Below are 18,285 nucleotides of genomic sequence, written 5' to 3'. Positions count from 1 at the left end.
TCCCTCCTCAGCGCGGCAGGCCGAGCATGCGCTCGGCAATGATGTTGCGCTGGATCTCGTTCGACCCGGCATAGATCGGCCCGGCCAGCGAGAAGATGTAGTCGTCGAGCCATTCGTGCTCACCAGTAGGCGGCAGCAGCTCGGCCTCGGCCCCGAGGATAGCCAGCGCGGTCTCGTGAAGGTGGATGTCCATCTCCGACCAGAAGATCTTGTTGGTCGAAGCCTCCGGCCCGATCTTCGCGCCCGCCATCAGCCGCGATGCGGTCTGGTAGATGTTGAGCGCATAGGCCTCCGCATTCATGTGCGCGCGCACCACGTCCGCCTCCAGCGCTGGATCGCAGCTGTCCTTGCGGCTCTGCCACAGCGCCGCCAGCGCAGCAGCAGCTTCCTGGAAGCGCGCCGGGCTACGCAGCATCAACCCGCGCTCGAACCCTGCGGTCGCCATGCAGATGTGCCAGCCCTGCCCCTCGTCGCCCAGGCGGTTGAACGCAGGCACGCGCACGTTGTCGAGGAAGATCTCGGCAAAGCCCACATGCCCGTTGATCTTGCGGATCGGGTTGCGGGTGACGCCTTCCTGATCCAGCCGGAAGAAGATCAGGCTCATCCCCTTGTGCCGCTCGCTGCCCGGCTCGCGGAACAGGCCGAAGGCCCAGTCGGCAAAGGCGGCGCGGCTCGACCATATCTTGTGGCCGTTGAGCACGTATTCGTCGCCCTCACGAACGGCGGTCGCCCGCACTCCGGCAAGGTCGGACCCCGCCTGCGGTTCGGACCAGGCCTGCGCCCAGATTTCCTCGCCGCTCGCCATCGGCGGCAGGAAACGCTGCTTCTGTTCGTGCGTGCCGAATTCCATCAGCGTCGGGCCGAGCAGGAAAATGCCGTTCTGGTTGACGCGGCCCGGCGCTCCGGCACGGTAATACTCTTCCTCGAAGATCAGCCACTGGATCAGGTCGAGCCCGCGCCCGCCGTATTCCTTGGGCCAGGTCACCATGCCCCAGTCGCCGCTCTTCAGCGTCGCTTCCCATTGCCGGTGCGCCTCGAAACCCTCGCGCGTCGCGTCGTAATGCTCGAGCGGTTGCTTCGGCACATGCGCTTCCAGCCACGCGCGAACCTCTGCGCGAAATGCCTGCTGTTCTGGAGTGTACGTCAGGTTCATCAGAACTTCGCCGCCTTGCCGGTCTCGACGAAGGCATCCCGCGCGCGCTGGCTGTCTTCGTGCATGTACATTTCCAGCGTGAAGCCCTGCTCCCAGCGGTATCCGCGATCGACGTCACGCGCTTCGAGACCGTTCAGAGCTTCCTTGGCGATGACCAGCGCCTTGCGGCTCTTCGATGCGATCACGCTGCAGAAGGCGTGGGCCTCTGCCACCAGATCGGCCCGCGGCACCACCTTCTCCACCGCGCCAAGACGATAGGCTTCCTGCGCCGGGATGTTGCCGCCGGTAAAGAACGCCGCGCGCACCTTGTGCAGCGGCAGCATGCGCGACATGTGGCTCGCCCCGCCCATCGCGCCGCGATCGACTTCCGGCAGCGAGAAGAACGCATCGTCCGCCGCGATGATCACGTCGCTCGCGCCGCAGATCCCGATGCCGCCGCCGATCACGAACTTGTGCGCCGCGACCACGACAGGAATCTCCGCCTCGTGGATCGCCTTGAACGTCAGGAAGTTGCCGCGATTGAGCACGGTGATGCGTTCCGGGTGGGCCTGCATCTCCTTGATGTCCACCCCGCCGCAGAACCCCCGCGAATCCTCCGCCGCGCGGATCAGCACCACGTTCGCCTCCGGGTCTGCCGCCGCCTTCTTGACGATGGCCGGCAGCGACATCCACGTCTCGCTGTCGAACGCGTTGACCGGCGGCACGTCGAACACGATCTCGGCGATGCGGTCCTTGACGGTAAGCGTGATCGGCATGGGGTGTCCCTCGTCCTCGAAATGTCAGCTTGCGCAGAGCGCGGAAAGGCGGGCCTCGGCCTCTGCCATGATGCGGTCGACCAGCTCCTGGCAGGTCGGAACCTCGGAAATGCGCCCGCCGACCACGCCCGTCGCCATCACGCCGTTTTCGATATCGCCATCGACCACCGCCTTCTGGATCAGCATGGGCATGGTCGCGGCCATCATCGCCTGCTTCAATGGCACATCGCCGTGCCCGGTCATGCCCTTGGCCGCCTTGATGAAATGAAGCCACGAGGCGCCGGTCTGGCGCTTCATCGCCGCGCCTGCCTCGAAGGCGCGCAGCCACATGGCCAGGGAGCCGGACTTCTCGATGCGGTCCATCAGGCGCGTGCGCACCATGCGCTGCGGGATGCCGTCGAGCTTGGTCGTCACGATGATCTGGTCGGTCCCGGCCTTCAGGTACGCCGCCTTGGCGCTGTCGGGCACCGGGCTTTCCTTGGTCAGCAGAAAGCGCGTGCCCATCGCAATGCCGACGGCGCCATAGGCCAAAGCCGCAACCAGACCGCGCCCGTCGGCAAAGCCGCCGCTGGCGATCACCGGCACCTTCACGGTATCGAGCACTTGCGGCAGCAGGATCGTCGTCGGCACCGAACCGGTATGCCCGCCACCCTCGCCGCCCTGGACGCTGATCATGTCGACGCCCAGCTCTTCCATCTTCCTGGCGTGCTTCACCGCGCCGACGGTGGGAATGCACAGAATCCCGGCGTCCTTGAACCGCCCGATCATCTTGGCATTCGGCCCGCGCCCGAAGCTGACCGCGCGCACCTGATCGGCATTGGCCAGGATCAGGTCGACGATCTGCTCCGCTCCGGGCTGGAACGAATGGAAGTTCACCCCGAACGGCTTGTCCGTACCACGGCGCACGGCCAGGATCTTGCTCCGGCATTCATCGGGCGTCATCACCGCCGCGCCAAGGAAGCCGAACGCACCCGCATTGCAGCTGCCGATGACAAGGCTCGGCTCGGCCACCCAGCCCATCGCGGTCTGGATGATCGGAGCCTTGCAGCCAAGACGCTCGGTCAGGACGGTGTGAAGCGCACCAGCCATCACCCTTCGCCCGCGTCCTTCTTGTTTGCTGCCGCAGCCGAAGTCCCGCTCACGCCCGCAATCGAGTTGCCGGTCACGATATCGTTCTGCGCATGGGCGAAGTGGTGCATGTGGTAGACCGCATCCATCGCCGCCCGCTTGCCGCGCAGTTCCTCGACGTGATTGACGGACTGCTTGGTCAGCCAGTTGCCCAGCCGCCCTTGCCCCGCCAGCTTGTTCGCCCACGCAGCAGTCGCCTCGCGCAGCTGATCGCGCGGGACCACCTTGTTGACCATGCCGAAGCTGTAGGCCCGCGCCGCCGGCATCCGCTCGCCCAGCAGCAGGAATTCCTTGGCCACGCGCGGCGGCAGTTCATAGGCATGGGCAAAGTATTCGACACCCGGAATGCCCATCAGCGGGTTCACCGGGTCCTGGAAGAACGCGTCTTCCGAAGCGACGATCAGGTCGCAAACCCATGCCAGCATCAGCCCGCCCGCCACGCAGGCACCCTGCACCATGGCGATGGTCGGCTTGGAGATATCGCGCCAGCGGCGGCACATGCCAAGGTACTGCTCCTGCTCGCGGGTATAGAGCAGTTCGGCGCCCGGCTTGTTCGTGTGCGGCGGGAACATCAGCCGCTTGTCGAACTCGTGGTGCAGGTCGCGCCCCGGCGTGCCGATGTCGTGGCCGGCCGAGAAGTGCTTGCCCTCGCCCGCCAGCACGATCGCGCGGACGTTGTCGTCCTGCACCGCGCGGTTGAACGCATCGTCGAGCGCATAGGTCATCTGCCCGTTCTGGGCATTGTTGAACTGCGGCCGGTTCATCGTGATCCAGGCCACGCTCCCTTCCACCTCGTAGCGGACAGGCTCTTGCGTCTCGTAGACGATGTCGACTTGCTTCGGCTCGACGAGGTCGGTCATGCGGTCATCTCCCTCAGGCAGCGGCGCGGATGGCGGGCGGGTTGTCCTTGAGCACGCTGGCGCGGACGTTGTGCGGATCGAGGCCGGCAATCACTGCCAGTTCCTCTGCCGTCGGCAGCCGCGTCACTTCCACGTTGTCGGCCTGGGCCAGTTCGAAACCGGTTGCCGCCTGCACTTCCTCGAACGTCACGCCGGGGTGCAGCGAGATGACGCGGATCTGGTTGTCCGGCCCGCCGAAGTCCATCACGCACAGGTTGGTCACGATCCGGCGCAGGCTCACGCCCGAGAAGTTGCCGCCGCCCACGCGCTTGGCCGGGTTGTACCCCACGCCCGAGATCATATCGACCTGGGGCACGAAGACGCGCGGCCCATGCGCCGGGAAGAAGAACGAGTTGGGGTGGTAGATCGTGTTCCCCGGAAAGCCGCGCACGCCCAGCATCTGGGTCTTCGGCTTGTCATAGGTCCCGCCCATGTAGGACAGGTTGATCTGCCCGAAGCGATCAAGCTGCGTCGGCGTGACCATGGCATGCCTTCGCCCTGACCACACCGCACTGTCGAAGAAGCGCGAGAACGGGAGGTATCCTGCGGGCTTGCGGTCGTCGTACTTGCGCGGCCCCAGCGGCACCGGCTGCTCGACCAGATAGGCCTCGCCGTCGGTCATCATCAGTTCGGGCGTGTGGGTCAGCTTGGCCAGGCCCGCCGCCAGGCGCGGCACTGGCCCCACGCCGGTCGCCACGATTTCGCCATTGCCCCGGAACGCTTCCGAACAGGCGACGATGCACAGGTCTACGAGAGTGATGTCGCTCATCAGAAAATCGGCAGCGAAAGAGCCGCTACCGCCTCCTTTCCGCCAATGGATTCAAGATATTCGGCTTCAGAAGCGCCAACGAAGCGGTCCGCCACCGCAGACCAGTCGCCCGGATCGCGTGCCGCATCGGCGTAGGCCTTGAAGGCCTTCATGTCCCAGCCGTAATGCGGCGGCATCGAGCTTGGGTGCGCGCCGCAGGGCATTTCCACCACGCCCGAAACGAAGCAGCGCTCGAACAGGTTGTCCTGCGCGCCTTCGGGGTAATGGTCCTCCATCCGGTCGACCAGTTCCTCGCATGAAACGTAGGTCCTGGCAGCAGCCTTGGCGAACCACTCGTCGTAATAGACGTCCGGCCCAAACACCTGGACGTTGCCGCGCCAGTCGCTGCGGTTGACGTGGATCAGCGCGGCATCGAGCTTGAGCGGCGGCATGGCGATCAGCGTCTCGCCATCGTCATAGGGTGACTGCACGGTCTTGAGGCCGCCCAGCTCGGCAAGGTCCGTGCCGAGGCCAACCCGCGTCGGCAGGAACGGCAGGCCGAACGCCGCCGCCTTCAGGCCCCACTGGAACATGCCTTCGTCCAGCTCCAGCACCTGCAGCGCGCCGCTCTCGCGGGCCTTGCGGAACCACGGCTCCAGCGGGATCGCATCAAGACTGACAAACGCGAAGACCAGCTTCTTCACCTTGCCCGCTGCGCACAGCATGCCCACGTCAGCGCCGCCATAGGCGACGACGGTCAAGTCCTTGAGGTCGGAACGCATGATCTCGCGCACCAGCGCCATCGGCTTGCGCCGCGGGCCCCAGCCGCCGATGCCGATGGTCATGCCATCGGACAGCTGCGCGACGATCTCCGCCGCGCTCATCCTCTTATCAAGGCTCACGCCTGTTCTCCTGCCTGCTCTTCAAGCGCCTTCTGCCATGCCCAGACATGGCCCCATTCGCTGGGGATCAGATGCGCAGTCGGTGTCCAGTTCGTGTAATCGATCACCAGCGGATCGGCCCCGATCTCGATGTCGAAGCCAGAGGGCGTCTGCATGTAGAAGCCGAAGGTCTGGTCGTTGACGTGCCGGCCGATCGAGGCGCTCTCGGGCACCTTGTTGATGCGCATGCGATCATGGCACTTGCCCACGTCGCTTTGCGTCTTCATCTCCAGCATCAGGTGGATGCAGGCAGAAGGCGGCACCGGCATTTCCGCAATGGCTACCGAATGGTGGCGGCCATTGTCGGCGTGCATGAAGGCAAAGCCCATGCCCGGATCGTTGGGATCGTCCGAAAATCGGAAGCGCGGGATGTCGGTGTCGCGAAAGCCGATGGCCTTGTAGAAGGCGTGCGCCTCGTCAAAGTTCGGCGTCGCAAACACGGCGTGCCCCATGCCCATGTCTCCGGTCACGAAGCCGCTCACGCCCACCGGCGAAACGAACGCCACATCGTCGCGGACATCGCCGTGGAAGAACTCGAGACCGTTGCCCGAAGGATCGCTCGTCGCAAAGAACGCCGCCACGCCGCGCGCCTTTGCTGCATCCGCATCGCCATCGACAATCTCGCGCCCCAGCCCGGCAATCGTCTCGCGCAGCGCCGCCAGTTCCGCCGCATCGCCGACTTCATAACCAGCAGCCACAAGCCGGTCGCTCTCGCCCCGCTCCACCCAGAAGCGGAACGGGCGGTCGTCGATCCGGTAGGCCGCCACGCCATCGCATGGCGCATCCGCCCGCATCGTGCCGACCACTTGCGTCATGAAGTGGTCCCAGGCCTCCGCCTTGGCGGTTTCGATCCTGACATAGCCCAGTGCCTTTATGCCCATGGCAGCTTATCCTTTCACGAGGTCGAGGAAGTAGGGCCGCTCGCCCCCGCCATCGACGTTGATGCGTGCGCCGCTCACCCATGAGGCGAGGCTCGAACTCAGCCACAGCACGGCTCCGGCGATGTCCGCGCCGGTGCCCATGCGCTGCAGCGGCAGCGATTTGGCAACCGCAGCCTGCGCCGCCTCGTCGCCATAGGTTTCCTCCGAAGTTTCGGTCTGCATCAGGCCGACGATGATCGCGTTCACGCGCACGCCATCGGGCCCCCACTCCTGCGCAAGGCTCTGCGTCAGGCTGAGCAGCCCTGCCTTCGCCGCCCCATAGGCCGCCGTCATGGGGGAGGGCCGTATGCCCGATACGCTGGCGATGTTGACGATGCTGCCAGCCCCGGCCTTCGCCATGTGGGCATAGGCATATTGCGACATGTACATCGCCGAATGCAGGTTCAGCTTCACGATGGAATCGAAGAAGCGCGGGCTCGCCGTGGCGGGGGCTTGCGGTGAACCCCCAGCGTTATTCACGAGGATGTCCAGCCGCCCATGGCGCTCCACCACGCCATCGACCAGTGCCTGCGCCTGTTCGGGATCGCGGATGTCAGCCGCCCGACACGTCAGGCCTTCGGGCAGATCGTCAGGCTCGGTTCGGCCACACACTGTCACCGCAGCCCCGGCGCGCAGCAGGGCTTGCGCAATCTGCCGCCCCAGCCCGCGCGTGCCCCCGGTGACGATCGCCACCTGGCCGCCCAAGTCAATGTGATCAGTGCCCTGCACCGCGGCTGCTCTCCCATCCCATGCCGCAGGTGCCGAAAGTTGCACCGCAGCAGATTCGAAATCGCCAATATCCAAAGGCGATTGCCTTTTCAATTGACGATTTGCGTATCCAATGCAATCTTAAATTACGAATGCGGCCCAGATTGACGCGAATAACGTCAAGCGGGCGTTCAAATGACAGCCACAGGCAGCGGACACTACAGATCCGCGCACGGGCATGGGAGCGGAAGGCCGGAATGACAGGATATTCGCAGTATCGACCTTTGCCGATTACGCAGGTCGAAAAGTGGGATTTCGAGACGGACGTCGCCGTGATCGGCTTCGGCGCAACCGGGGCTTGTGCCGCGATCGAGGCCCGCGTTGCGGGTGCAGAGGTCCTGCTGTTCGAACGCAGTTCCGGCAGCGGCGGTGCCTCGGCGCTCTCCGGTGGCGAGATCTACGTCGGCGGCGGTACTGATGCGCAGAAGGCCGCAGGGTTCGACGATACGGTCGAAGACTTCACCGCCTACCTCAAGCTTGCCGGCGGCCCCTGCGTCGATGAGGCCAAGTGCGAGATCTATGGCCGCGAGGCGCTGGCGCACTACCAGTGGCTGAAGGATCAGGGCGTGCCCTATCGCGGCAACTACCTGCCCGGCAAGGTGATCGAACCGACCGACGATTCCACCCTGATCTGGTCGGGTAGCGAGGCCGCCGCGCCGTTCTACCGACACGCAAAGCCCGCCCCGCGCGGCCACGTGATCCAGCACATGGGCTGGGGCGGCGGGCGTCCGCTGGTCGACATACTAGAACGCCGCGCCCGCGATCTTGGCGCCGAGATCCACGTCGACGCACGCGCCGTCGCGCTCATCACCGATGGTGACGCCATTGCCGGAGCCGTCGTCCGCATCGACAACAAGGACCGCTTCGTCCGCGCCCGCAAGGGCGTCGTCCTTGCCACCGGCGGCTTCGTCTTCAACGAGGCCATGCGCCGCAAATACTGCCCCGAGAGCTTCCGCGTGAACAGCCCGATCGGCGACAAGGACGACGGCATCGGCATCGAACTCGGCGTTTCGGTCGGCGGCGATGCGATTCACATGGACCAGTTCTTCACCACCTGCCCGTGGACGATCCCGGCCGAACAGGCCCACGGCGTCTTCGTCAACGTCGCCGGGCAGCGCTTCATCAACGAGGACTGCTACCACGGCCGCGTGAGCCGCTGCGCCGTCGACCAGCCGGGCGGCAAGGTCTACCTCCTGCTCGACAGCGCCCACTTCACCCGACCGCTCGACCTCGCCGGCATCACCATCGCCGGCACTGGCGAGACGTGGGAGGAAGTCGAAGCCGAACTCGAAATGCCCGCAGGCACGCTTTCGGCCACGATGCACTTCTACAACGAACACGCCCGCAACGGCCGCGATCCCCTGTTCGACAAGCAGCCCCCGATCCTGAAAGCGCTCGACCAGTCGCCGTTCGTCGCGCTCGAATGCAATTTCCAGACAAGCTACTTCAGCTTCTTCACCTTGGGCGGGCTCAAGACCTCGACAGACGGTGAAGTGCTCGGTCGCTCCGGCGCGCCGATCCCCGGACTCTACGCCGCAGGGCGCTGCACCTCGGGCCTGCCGGCATGGGGCCACGGCTATTCCTCTGGCCTGAGCCTTGCCGACTGCACCTTCTTCGGGCGCCAGGCCGGCCGCCGCGCCGCGCGCGCCTGAACGGACGGAAGCACCTCGGGAAACTTCGCACCCGGTGCTTCCTTTCCGCCCAAGTTTTGCTAAGTCAGCACTTACATTTACGAGGAAGCGCACAATGCTCAAGAAGGTTACGCTAGGCCACACCGACCTCACCGTGAGCCGCCTGTGCTACGGCACCAACATGCTCGGCTGGATGCTAGATCAGGGCAAGTCCAACGCCATTCTCGATACCTTTGCAGGCCTTGGCGGCAACTTCATCGACACCGCCCGCTCCTATGGGGACTGGATGCCGGATGCCCCCGTCGGCGCCAGCGAGCGCGCGGTCGGCGCGTGGCTCAAGATGCAGAAGCGCGACGATTTCGTGATCGCCACCAAGGGCGGCTTCTTCGACATGCGCGTGGGCGACTACCGCAACCGCGTGACCCCGGATGACGTCGCGGCCGACCTTGCCCAGAGCCTCGACCACCTCGGCATCGATACCATCGACCTCTATTTCCTGCACATGGACAACCCGGAAAGCCCGGTCGAACCGATCATCGACGCGCTGATCGCCCACCGCGAGGCAGGCCGCATCCGCCATTTCGCCGCATCCAACTGGGCAGCAGAGCGTATCCGCGCCGCCAACGCCTATGCCGCCTCCATCGGCAAGGAAGGGTTCGTTGCCTCGGAGACGTTCTGGGGCCTCGCCGTGCCCGATGCCGCCGCCGCCGCGCAGCAGGGCTACCAGCACTACTACGAAGGCGAATACGAAGATCTCCACGCTGGCGGCCTCCCCATCGTCGCCTATGCCGCCCAATCCGGCGGATATTTCACCAAGCTCGCGTCCGGCTCGGTCGGCGAACAGCTCGCCGCCCGCTACGCCAACCCCGCGAACGAACGCCGCTTCGCCATCGTGCAGTCGCTGGCCGAGAAGCATGACGTCTCGATCAACGAGATCGCCCTCGCTTATCTTCTGAGCCAGCCCAACCAGACCATCGCCATCTTCGGCGGCTCCTCCCCCGAACAGGTCCGCGACAGCGCCAAGGCCGACGCCCTGACCCTGACCGCCGAGGAAATGGCCGCGCTGCGCAACGCCTGACGTGACCGCCCGAGAAACTACCCAGTTGCCGCGCGCGCGCTGTTCACAGCGCGTTGTGCGCGCATCGCCGCCGTCTCACCGCCCACTGCATGGTTGCGCGGGATCTCGACGCTTATCGGGCACCCTTCCGGCAACGCGCGCACAAATCCCGCCACGTCGAACGCGCCTTCGCCGCACAGCATGCGCGCGGAAGAGGCCTCGAACTCGGCATCTTCTGGCGCCGTTGCCGGCCCATCGGCCACCTGCCCATAGAGCACGTATTGCGCCGGAGCCGCCGCCAGTTCCGCCACTGATCCGCCTGACCGCATCAGGTGCAGCAGATCGGCATTGACGCCAACCTTGCCCGGTCGCCCGATAGCGCCCACCAGATCGAGCGCCGCCGCCAGCGAGCCCACCTGACTTGGCGGATAGAACTCGACGCCCACTCTAAGACCGAAACTGCCAGCCAGGTCGCAGAACGCCCCGAACCGCTCCAGCCGCCGCGCCGGATCGCGGTCATAGAGCAGCGCATTGATCAGCCCCGCCCCCAGCTCTGCGGCGCATTCCATGGCCGTGGAGAAAGTAGCCACTTCGGTCCGGCCCGACAGCGTGAACGGATAGGCAAGGTCCAATGCCACGCCCAGATCGCACATCACGCGCCGCAACTCCGCCCGCGCCACGCGGTCGCCGTAGATGTCGAACTTCGGCATCAGCGGCAGCACGTCCATCGGCTCCATGAACAGGCACATGCCATCGCAGCCGGCTTGGCGCGCAATCTGCGCAAGCTGGACCGGAGTGGTGTCGACGGCGGTGATATGATCCAGCGCAAGACGTTGCATGGCCGCTTCTCCTACCCGCACAACGGCAAAATGGAATACGCAAATAACCCAGAGAATCGGCCAGAAACTTTACTCATACGAAAATATGCCGCCGGTCTAATACGCGATTCGTCATAAGTGCCCACTTACAAATATTGCTCCTGGAACGCGACGCTGTTAGTCTGCCCCTGAACAAGGATAAGAGAGGACCGACTGCCATGGCGACAATCGCACCGGAAGCCGCAGATGCCGCCATCTCCGATGGCGCGCTGTCCATGGGCCACCTTGCCCTGCATTACGGCAAACCCGACGACGGCCCGCTCGCCTCGCGCCTGCTCCAGATCGCCGGACTCAAGGAAACCCAGGTCCTCCCGCTTCCCGGCGGCAATTTCTACCGCTTCGTGGTGTCCGGCAGCCACTTCGCGCGGGGCGACGGTATCGTCTACCTCTCCTGCCTGCCCGAACCGCAGCAGCAGTTGATCGCCGCGATCCACGCAGCGCTGCGCGTCGGCAGCGATGACGAGCACGAGGCGGTCAAGGCGTACCGCGCGATGATGGCGCGGGATTTCGAAGCCAGCTTCCACTTCGGCTTCCTCGTCGAATCGCTCGAGGAACTGGAACGGATGGTCCTGATCCTGCAGGATCTCAACGCGAACGATCCCGCCTTCCGGGGGCGCCTCAACATCGGCATGAACCGCGCCCGCCGTGGCGATGATGCCATCGACGCCCGGCTCGATGCTTCCCCCGTATTCGGCAAGGCCACCCGCTACGCCTATGGCGCGGCCGGCGTGCAGGTTTTCGTCGAGACTGACCTGATGTGCGCAGGCCAACTCGGCGAGAGCATGGTTCTCGAATTCGATTACGTCTTTCCGGACAGGCACAGCCACATCCTCTCGGTCGTCGAACTCTGACCGGCTCCGCCGCCGCATGGAGCGCCTCGAATTCGACTTCGTGATCGTCGGCGGCGGGGTAGCCGGATGCATCCTTGCCAATCGCCTGTCCGCCGATCCCAAATGCAAGGTCGCGCTGCTCGAAGCAGGCGGCAAGGACACGAGCCCGCTGATCGCCGCGCCGGGCGGCCTTCTCCCGATCATGATGTCCGGCGCCCATGCCTGGCGCTACATGTCCGCACCGCAGGCCCACCTCGATGGCCGAATGCTCTACAGCCCGCGGGGCAAGGTTCTCGGCGGCGGCTCCTCGATCAACGGCATGGCCTACGATCGCGGCTTCCATTCGGACTATGACCGCTGGGCCCAGGCCGGCAATCGCGGCTGGTCCTTCGCCGAGGTCCTGCCCTATTTCCGCAAGCTCGAAAGCTTCGGCCCGGTGCAGAACGAATGGCACGGCATTGATGGCCCGATCCAGGTCACAAGGGCCGCACAGAATCATCCCTTCGCCCAGGCCTTCCTGAAAGCCGGAGCGCAGGCCGGCTACCCCCTGACGAGCGATCTCAACGGCGCAACACGCGACGGCTTCGGCGCGGTCGACCTTACCGTGGGCAAAGGCCGACGCTCCAGCGCTTCATCGGCCTACCTGCGGCCTGTCCTCAAGCGCCGCAACCTTACCGTGCTGACCGCAGCGCAGGCCCGCCGCATCACTTTCGACGACCCCCGCGCCACCGGCGTGATATTTCGCAGGCGAGGCACTGACACTCTCGCGACAGCCGCCCGCGAAGTCATCCTTTCCGCAGGCGCGATCAACACGCCGCAACTGCTGATGCTATCGGGCGTCGGCCCCGCCGCGCATCTGGCCGAGCACGGCATCCCCCTGATTCACGACCTGCCCGGCGTCGGCCAGGACCTGCAGGACCACCTCGCGGCGCACGTCAAGTTCCGCTCGACAAAGCCGTGGTCGATGCTGCGCTTCCTCAATCCTGTGCGCGGCGCCCTTGCCATGGCGCAGTACCTCGCCTTCCGGACAGGCCCTCTGGCAGACCCGGGCATGTCGGTCGCCTGCATGGTCCGCTCCAACCCGGCGCTGGACGAGCCTGACATCAAGATGCTGCTGGTTTCGGCCCTGTTCGGGCAGAATGGACGCAAGATGGTGCCGATGCATGGCTTCTATGCCCACATCAACGTCGCCCGCCCGGAATCGCGCGGGCGCGTCACGCTTGCCAGTGCCGATCCCGATGCGCCCCCGGTGATCGACCAGAACTACAATGCGACGGAGAACGACCGCCGCGTCATGCGCGAAGGCATACGCATCGCCCGCCGCGTCTTTGCCCAAAGCGCGTTCGACGAGATGCGTGGGCAGGAACTCGCACCGGGTCCGCACATCCAGTCCGACGAGGAGATCGACGCCTATATCCGCGCCCATGCCGAGGCCGATTACCACTCCACCAGCACCGCGCGGATGGGCTCGGATCCCATGGCCGTGGTGGACGATACCCTGCGTGTCCACGGCCTGCAGTCGCTGCGCGTGGTCGATGCCTCGATCATGCCGCACCTGCCCGGCGGCAACACTGCCATCCCCGTCGCGATGATCGCCGAAAAGGCCGCCGACATGATCCTTGGGAAAGCCTGAAAGATGAAAACCAGAGCCATGGTCTGCCACGCCCCCGGCACCCCGCTGGTCGAGGAACTGCTCGATCTCGCCCCGCCCGGACCCGGCGATGTGCTGATCGAAATCATGGCGAGCGGATTGTGCCACACCGACCTCAGCCAGATCGAAGGCAAGGCCGCGCCCTATCCCTTCCCGGTCATCGTCGGCCACGAAGGCGCCGGCATCGTCCGCGAAGTCGGCGCGGAGGTCACGTCGGTCAAGGTCGGCGACCATGTCATTCCCGTTGGCATCGGCGAATGCGGCTCTTGCGGCAACTGCCGCTCGGGCAGGACCAACCTGTGCGAGGCGTTCCTCGGCGACATTGCCCTCCAGCCCAGCCCGTTCTCGCTCGATGGCCAGCCGGTCTCCGCCTATTCCGGCGTCGGCAGCCTCGCGCAGTTCATCGTCACGGCAGAGCGCAACGTCGCGGTGATCCGCAATGATGTACCCTTCCACCTCGCCTGCACCGCAGGATGCTGCGTGGCTACCGGCGTCGGCGCAGTCATGCACACCGCCCATGTCGAAAACGGTGCGACAGTCGCCGTCTTCGGCCTCGGCGGCATCGGCCTCAATGTCGTGCAGGGTGCGCGTCTTGCGGGTGCCGCGCGGATCATCGGCGTCGACATCAATCCCTTGCGCCACGAACAGGGCAAGCGCTTCGGCCTGACGGACTTCATCGACGCGCGGACGAGCGATCCCGTCACCGCAATCCAGGCGCTGACCCGAGGCGGGGTGGACTACGCGTTCGAGTGTGCGGGCAATGTCAGGCTGATGGCCCAGGCCTTCGAATCGACGCGCATCGGCTGGGGCTGCACCGTCGTCCTCGGCGTGCCGCCCGATGGGCAGGCGATGGAACTGGTCCCGTTCCAGCTTCAGCTCGGGCGGCGGGTGCAGGGCTCGTTCATGGGCAACGTCAAGGGCCGCAGTGAACTGCCCGGCCTGCTCGATCATTTCGCGGCCGGTCGCCTCAACCTGGCCGATCTCGTCACCCATCGCCTGCCGATGAGCGAGGTCAACGCGGGGTTCGATCTGATGCGGCGCGGGGAGTCGCTGCGAGCGGTGGTTTCGTTCTGATTTGTGTTTGCATTATCAGGGGTGTGGTGACAAAACATCGCCAATTGCGAACCAAACTGCTCCCATAATTACGCATGGAGCAAATTGGTCCTAGTGAGAGGCTACTCTACGATGGCAACCACCGCCACCCCCGTCGCCGACCGGGTGTTTGACCGCGAAACCCTGCTGTCTGCTGCGTGCGAACGCAGCGGCCTGTCGGATTTCGGCGATACCTGGTTCTTCGAACCGATGGACCATTACATCGCCGCCGCCAATGCCGAGGGCAAGCTGACGGAGGCGGGTTTTGCCGGGCAGACCGAAGCGATCGTCAAAGGCCTCGCCAGCCGCCTGCGCATGGTCGAGGACATCAAGCGCCATCCCGAAATCCTCGATGAGGACGTGGAAGTCGCCGCGATCATCCTTGGCCTGCCGCGCACCGGCAGCACGATCTTCCATCGCCTGCTCGCCAGCGCCCCGGGCATGACCGCGATCCGATGGTACGAGGCGCAGAACTATGCCCCCCTGCCCGGCGACGAACCCGGCAAGCCTGAGGCCCGCCGCGCCTATGCCGAAGCGATGATCGAAGGCTGGCTCAACCTCTCGCCCGAACTCGCCTCGATCCACCCTCTCGATCCCGATGCGCCGGACGAGGAGATCATCATACTCGGCCAGCTGTTCATCACCACCATGGTCGAGGCGATGACCTTCATCCCCTCGTTCGCGAAGTGGCTCAACGATTACGACCAGTCCAAGGGTTACGAGGACCTCAAGACGATCCTGAAATACCTGCAGTGGCAGGACCCGACGCGGCGCGGCAAGAAGTGGGTCCTGAAAAGCCCGCAGAACCTGCCCTATACCGATGTCACCGCCAATGCCTTTCCCAAGGCGGTGCTGGTGATGACCCACCGCGATCCGCTGGAAGTCGTGCCAAGCTACGTCAGCATGGAGGCCGCGCTCTACAAGCTGAATTCGGTCCATTCGGACGAAGCCGTGGGCGCGTTCTGGTTTCCTCGCCTTGCCGAATGGATGCACCGCTTCGAGCAGGCGCGCGCCCGCATCGGCGAAGACCGCTTCATCGACATCGATTACCGCGAGGTGGCAAAGGAGCCCCTTAAGCAGGCGCAGCGTGTCCTGGCCCACATCGGCATTCCGCTGGACGACAAGATCGAGGCCGCGCTGACCGAGTTCATGGCCGGCAACAAGCGCGAACAGCGCCCGATGCACGACTACTCGCTCGAACGCTTCGGCCTGAACGAGGCTGACGTGCGCGAAGCCTTCGCCTCCTACCGGGCGCGCTACATCGGCTGAACCACCAGCGAAACAATGTTCGCTAAATGTTTCCCCGGGGAAACACGAGGAGAGAGTGCATGACCACGCAGGCAGACTTGCTGATAAAGGGCGGCCTGATCGTCGATGGCAGCGGCGCGGAGCCGCATGTCGGCGACGTTGCCGTGCGCGGTGATGCCATCGTCCACGTCGGCGGCACTTTCACCGGCACCGCCAGCGAAACAATCGACGCCACTGGCTGCATCGTCACCCCCGGCTTCGTCGATATCCACACCCATTACGACGGGCAGGCGATCTGGTCCGATACGCTTTCGCCCAGTTCATCGCATGGCGTGACCACGGCGGTGCTGGGCAATTGCGGGGTCGGCTTTGCGCCATGCCGAAAGGCGGACCATGAAGCGCTGATCCGGCTGATGGAGGGTGTCGAGGACATTCCCGACGTGGTCATGGCCGAAGGCTTGCCCTGGGACTGGGAGACATTCCCCGAATACCTCGACGCGCTCGGCCGCCGTCCGCGCGACATCGACGTCGCCTGCCTCCTTCCGCACAGCCCCTTGCGCGTGTGGGTCATGGGCGAACGGGCCATCGCCCGCGAGGCCGCGACCGAAGATGATCTCGCCCGGATGCGGACGATAGCGCGCGAGGCGATGGACGCCGGGGCCATCGGCTTTGCCACCTCGCGGCTGAACATCCACCGCACCAAGGCGGGCGACCTGATCCCGACCTTCGGCGCAGACACGCACGAACTCATCGCCATCACCGGCGCGCTGGCCGAGGCAGGTACGGGCGTGTTCCAGGCCGTGCTCGATGCGCCGTTCGAGACTTGGGAAAGCGAGATGGCGCGGCTGATCGCCGTCACCCGCGCTTCGGGCCGCCCGTCCACCTTCACGCTCGGCCTCGTCAACCATGGCCGCCCCAACTGGGAAGACGCGCTGACGTTGGTCGATCAGGCGCGGGCCGAAGGGCTGGAGATCTGGCCGCAGGTCCTGCCGCGCCCGATCGGCATGGTCTCCGGCTGGGCGCTTTCGACCCATCCGTTCTGCCTGTGCCCGTCCTATCAGCCGCTCGCCAACCTCCCGCTCGAACAGCAGCTGCCGCGCCTGCGCGATCCGGCATTCCGGGCGCAACTGATCGGCGAGATGCCGCAGGAGGGCCACCCGCTGGCCATGCTCACCCGCATCTGGGACTGGATGTTCCCGTTCGGCGATCCCCCGCAGTACGAACCATCGGTTAGCAACAGCATCGGCGCCCTGGCCCGCGCGCAGGGGCGCACGCCCGAGGAAGTGGCCTACGACGTGCTGATGGAGCGCGATGGCACCGGCATGATCCTCAACACGCTGGGCAACTTCCACGAAGGCAGGCTTGATGCCCTGCTCGGCCTGATGCGGCGCGAGGATACCGTGACCGGCCTTGGCGATGGCGGCGCGCACTATTCGGCGATCTGCGATGCCAGCTACCCCACCTTCGTGCTGACCTGGTGGGTGCGCGACCGCGACGGTGAACGCATGGGTCTGGCCGAGGCGGTGAAGATGCTGTCGTCGCGCCCGGCGCGGGTCGTCGGCCTTGAGGACCGCGGCCTGCTGCGCACCGGCTACAAGGCCGATCTCAACGTGATCGACATCGACCGGCTGACCCTGCACGCGCCGGTAGTACGCCACGATCTGCCGGGCGGCGGGCGCAGGCTTGACCAGGCGGCGAGCGGCTATCGCGCCACCGTGGTCAGCGGGCAGGTGATCCGCCGTGATGACCAGCCGACCGCACTGCGGCCCGGCCAAGTGGTGCGCGGCATGCAGAAGGCGCGCGCAGGAGAAGTGCTGGCGGAGCGCCCCTAACCTGCCGCAACGGCCCGGTTCAGGACCGAGGGGTCTCGCCGGCAGCGCCGGAGAAGCTGGCAATGAACGTGCGCAGCAGTCCTTTCTGGATGACCATGGCTTCAGGATCGGTTGCCTGCCGCCCGGACAGGCTTTCGATCAGGGGCGAGGCCCAGAAGAAGCCGAACAGCATGTTGAAGATCGCCACGATCTGCATCGCGAGGCTGTCATCCGATGAGGGCTGGCCCGCCTTCTCGTTCATTTTGCGGCCATAGCCGACCATCCGTGCCAGCCAGTCGAGTCCGATCGGGTCCGGCTCGCTGTCGGACGAAATCGCGGCGCGGATCAGGAGCCGGGCGATGTTGGGATGCTGCGCCAGCAGGTCGGTCATGCGATCGGTCAGGTCGGCGAAGTCGGCATCGGGGCGCGCCAGCACTTCGTCCATCAGATCGGTCATCGGCTTGAGCGCGCGCTCATAGACCTGTCGGTAGAGTTCGTCCTTGCCGGTGAAATGCTTGTAGAGGCCCGGCTGCTGCAGACCGACCTTGGCGGCGATGTCGCGCAAGGAGGTGGCGCCATGGCCGTGCTGCGCAAACAATTCCTCGGCAGCATCGAGAATGCGGTTCGCGGTGCGCTGCCCCTTGGTGAGAGCGCCGGATGCTGCGGGCGCGTGAATATCGGAGTTTCCGTCCATCGCCCCTCCATAGCGGAGTTCGCCTGAAGTCGCTTGCCAAAAAAGTTATCGATCTATAACTTCTGTCGGGAAAGCCAGGAA

General features: G+C 65.4%; 17 protein-coding genes. 7 read left to right on the top strand and 10 right to left on the bottom strand.

Annotated features, from left to right (window positions below; genetic code table 11):
• Positions 1-7: 7 nt before the first annotated feature.
• From NJ75_RS11385 to NJ75_RS11350, 8 genes are read right to left on the bottom strand one after another with little or no spacing between them, the layout of a single operon-like run.
• Positions 8-1,153 (bottom strand): acyl-CoA dehydrogenase, encoded by a 1,146-nt coding sequence (locus NJ75_RS11385; RefSeq protein WP_039334518.1) that lies wholly within the window; start codon positions 1,151-1,153, stop codon positions 8-10.
• On the bottom strand, positions 1,153-1,908 hold the full coding sequence (locus NJ75_RS11380; protein ID WP_039334517.1) for an enoyl-CoA hydratase family protein: 756 nt from the start codon (positions 1,906-1,908) through the stop codon (positions 1,153-1,155). The genes NJ75_RS11385 and NJ75_RS11380 overlap by 1 nt, the downstream gene beginning before the upstream one ends.
• Before the next feature lie 24 nt (positions 1,909-1,932).
• On the bottom strand, positions 1,933-2,997 hold the full coding sequence (locus tag NJ75_RS11375) for an NAD(P)H-dependent flavin oxidoreductase (RefSeq protein ID WP_039334516.1): 1,065 nt from the start codon (positions 2,995-2,997) through the stop codon (positions 1,933-1,935).
• Positions 2,997-3,896: an enoyl-CoA hydratase gene (locus NJ75_RS11370; protein WP_039334515.1), complete on the bottom strand. Its 900-nt coding sequence runs from the start codon at positions 3,894-3,896 to the stop codon at positions 2,997-2,999. The genes NJ75_RS11375 and NJ75_RS11370 overlap by 1 nt, the downstream gene beginning before the upstream one ends.
• 13 nt (positions 3,897-3,909) lie before the next feature.
• Entirely contained in the window at positions 3,910-4,704 is a 795-nt protein-coding gene (locus NJ75_RS11365) for a CoA-transferase subunit beta (RefSeq protein ID WP_039334514.1), read from the bottom strand.
• Positions 4,704-5,585 (bottom strand): CoA transferase subunit A, encoded by an 882-nt coding sequence (locus NJ75_RS11360; RefSeq protein ID WP_407668273.1) that lies wholly within the window; start codon positions 5,583-5,585, stop codon positions 4,704-4,706. The genes NJ75_RS11365 and NJ75_RS11360 overlap by 1 nt, the downstream gene beginning before the upstream one ends.
• The gene (locus tag NJ75_RS11355) at positions 5,582-6,505 is read right to left on the bottom strand and encodes a VOC family protein (protein ID WP_039334512.1); all 924 of its coding nucleotides are present in this window, start codon (positions 6,503-6,505) and stop codon (positions 5,582-5,584) included. The genes NJ75_RS11360 and NJ75_RS11355 overlap by 4 nt, the downstream gene beginning before the upstream one ends.
• A 6-nt stretch (positions 6,506-6,511) precedes the next feature.
• A complete protein-coding gene (locus NJ75_RS11350) occupies positions 6,512-7,273 on the bottom strand; it encodes an SDR family oxidoreductase (protein ID WP_039334679.1) in 762 nt (253 codons plus the stop codon).
• Positions 7,274-7,509: 236 nt separating this feature from the next.
• Between NJ75_RS11350 and NJ75_RS11345 the strand changes: the two genes are divergently transcribed.
• Complete coding sequence (locus tag NJ75_RS11345; protein WP_039334511.1) at positions 7,510-8,964, top strand: FAD-dependent oxidoreductase; 1,455 nt, start codon at positions 7,510-7,512, stop codon at positions 8,962-8,964.
• Positions 8,965-9,058: 94 nt separating this feature from the next.
• Positions 9,059-10,021 carry an aldo/keto reductase gene (locus tag NJ75_RS11340; RefSeq protein WP_039334510.1) on the top strand — a complete coding sequence of 321 codons (963 nt, stop codon included), beginning with the start codon at positions 9,059-9,061 and terminating at the stop codon, positions 10,019-10,021.
• Positions 10,022-10,038: 17 nt separating this feature from the next.
• On the opposite strand, the gene NJ75_RS11335 is transcribed toward NJ75_RS11340, so the two are convergent.
• On the bottom strand, positions 10,039-10,839 hold the full coding sequence (locus tag NJ75_RS11335; protein ID WP_039334509.1) for a sugar phosphate isomerase/epimerase family protein: 801 nt from the start codon (positions 10,837-10,839) through the stop codon (positions 10,039-10,041).
• 197 nt (positions 10,840-11,036) lie between these two features.
• On the opposite strand from NJ75_RS11335, the gene NJ75_RS11330 reads away from it, so the two are divergent.
• The 5 genes from NJ75_RS11330 to NJ75_RS11310 all read left to right on the top strand — a co-directional run bounded on the left by NJ75_RS11330 (position 11,037) and on the right by NJ75_RS11310 (position 17,531).
• A complete protein-coding gene (locus NJ75_RS11330) occupies positions 11,037-11,729 on the top strand; it encodes a hypothetical protein (RefSeq protein WP_039334508.1) in 693 nt (230 codons plus the stop codon).
• Between the two features lie 16 nt (positions 11,730-11,745).
• Positions 11,746-13,341: a GMC family oxidoreductase gene (locus tag NJ75_RS11325; RefSeq protein WP_039334507.1), complete on the top strand. Its 1,596-nt coding sequence runs from the start codon at positions 11,746-11,748 to the stop codon at positions 13,339-13,341.
• 3 nt (positions 13,342-13,344) lie between these two features.
• Positions 13,345-14,433, top strand: a complete 1,089-nt coding sequence (locus NJ75_RS11320; RefSeq protein ID WP_039334506.1) for a zinc-binding dehydrogenase — start codon at positions 13,345-13,347, stop codon at positions 14,431-14,433.
• Positions 14,434-14,544: 111 nt separating this feature from the next.
• Complete coding sequence (locus tag NJ75_RS11315; RefSeq protein ID WP_039334505.1) at positions 14,545-15,720, top strand: sulfotransferase family protein; 1,176 nt, start codon at positions 14,545-14,547, stop codon at positions 15,718-15,720.
• Between the two features lie 59 nt (positions 15,721-15,779).
• On the top strand, positions 15,780-17,531 hold the full coding sequence (locus NJ75_RS11310) for an N-acyl-D-amino-acid deacylase family protein (RefSeq protein WP_039334504.1): 1,752 nt from the start codon (positions 15,780-15,782) through the stop codon (positions 17,529-17,531).
• Between the two features lie 19 nt (positions 17,532-17,550).
• Here NJ75_RS11310 and NJ75_RS25305 read toward each other — a convergent pair whose 3' ends face one another.
• Positions 17,551-18,204 (bottom strand): TetR/AcrR family transcriptional regulator, encoded by a 654-nt coding sequence (locus NJ75_RS25305; protein WP_052242379.1) that lies wholly within the window; start codon positions 18,202-18,204, stop codon positions 17,551-17,553.
• Between the last annotated feature and the right edge of the window lie 81 nt (positions 18,205-18,285).

The organism is Novosphingobium subterraneum (genome assembly GCF_000807925.1).
Classification (GTDB): domain Bacteria; phylum Pseudomonadota; class Alphaproteobacteria; order Sphingomonadales; family Sphingomonadaceae; genus Novosphingobium; species Novosphingobium subterraneum.
The sequence above is the reverse complement of the archived record's forward strand: the minus strand, read 5'-3'. Positions and strand labels throughout refer to the sequence as shown.

Excerpts from the sequence above, each read along its gene's own strand:
- NJ75_RS11340 (WP_039334510.1), top strand. The coding sequence starts at position 9,059 with ATGCTCAAGAAGGTTACGCTAGGCCACACCGACCTCACCGTGAGCCGC.
- NJ75_RS11330 (WP_039334508.1), top strand. The coding sequence starts at position 11,037 with ATGGCGACAATCGCACCGGAAGCCGCAGATGCCGCCATCTCCGATGGC.
- NJ75_RS11375 (WP_039334516.1), bottom strand. The coding sequence starts at position 2,997 with ATGGCTGGTGCGCTTCACACCGTCCTGACCGAGCGTCTTGGCTGCAAG.
- NJ75_RS11335 (WP_039334509.1), bottom strand. The coding sequence starts at position 10,839 with ATGCAACGTCTTGCGCTGGATCATATCACCGCCGTCGACACCACTCCG.
- NJ75_RS11310 (WP_039334504.1), top strand. The coding sequence starts at position 15,780 with ATGACCACGCAGGCAGACTTGCTGATAAAGGGCGGCCTGATCGTCGAT.
- NJ75_RS11370 (WP_039334515.1), bottom strand. The coding sequence starts at position 3,896 with ATGACCGACCTCGTCGAGCCGAAGCAAGTCGACATCGTCTACGAGACG.
- NJ75_RS11365 (WP_039334514.1), bottom strand. The coding sequence starts at position 4,704 with ATGAGCGACATCACTCTCGTAGACCTGTGCATCGTCGCCTGTTCGGAA.
- NJ75_RS11355 (WP_039334512.1), bottom strand. The coding sequence starts at position 6,505 with ATGGGCATAAAGGCACTGGGCTATGTCAGGATCGAAACCGCCAAGGCG.
- NJ75_RS11385 (WP_039334518.1), bottom strand. The coding sequence starts at position 1,153 with ATGAACCTGACGTACACTCCAGAACAGCAGGCATTTCGCGCAGAGGTT.
- NJ75_RS11325 (WP_039334507.1), top strand. The coding sequence starts at position 11,746 with ATGGAGCGCCTCGAATTCGACTTCGTGATCGTCGGCGGCGGGGTAGCC.
- NJ75_RS11315 (WP_039334505.1), top strand. The coding sequence starts at position 14,545 with ATGGCAACCACCGCCACCCCCGTCGCCGACCGGGTGTTTGACCGCGAA.
- NJ75_RS11320 (WP_039334506.1), top strand. The coding sequence starts at position 13,345 with ATGAAAACCAGAGCCATGGTCTGCCACGCCCCCGGCACCCCGCTGGTC.
- NJ75_RS11345 (WP_039334511.1), top strand. The coding sequence starts at position 7,510 with ATGACAGGATATTCGCAGTATCGACCTTTGCCGATTACGCAGGTCGAA.
- NJ75_RS11380 (WP_039334517.1), bottom strand. The coding sequence starts at position 1,908 with ATGCCGATCACGCTTACCGTCAAGGACCGCATCGCCGAGATCGTGTTC.
- NJ75_RS25305 (WP_052242379.1), bottom strand. The coding sequence starts at position 18,204 with ATGGACGGAAACTCCGATATTCACGCGCCCGCAGCATCCGGCGCTCTC.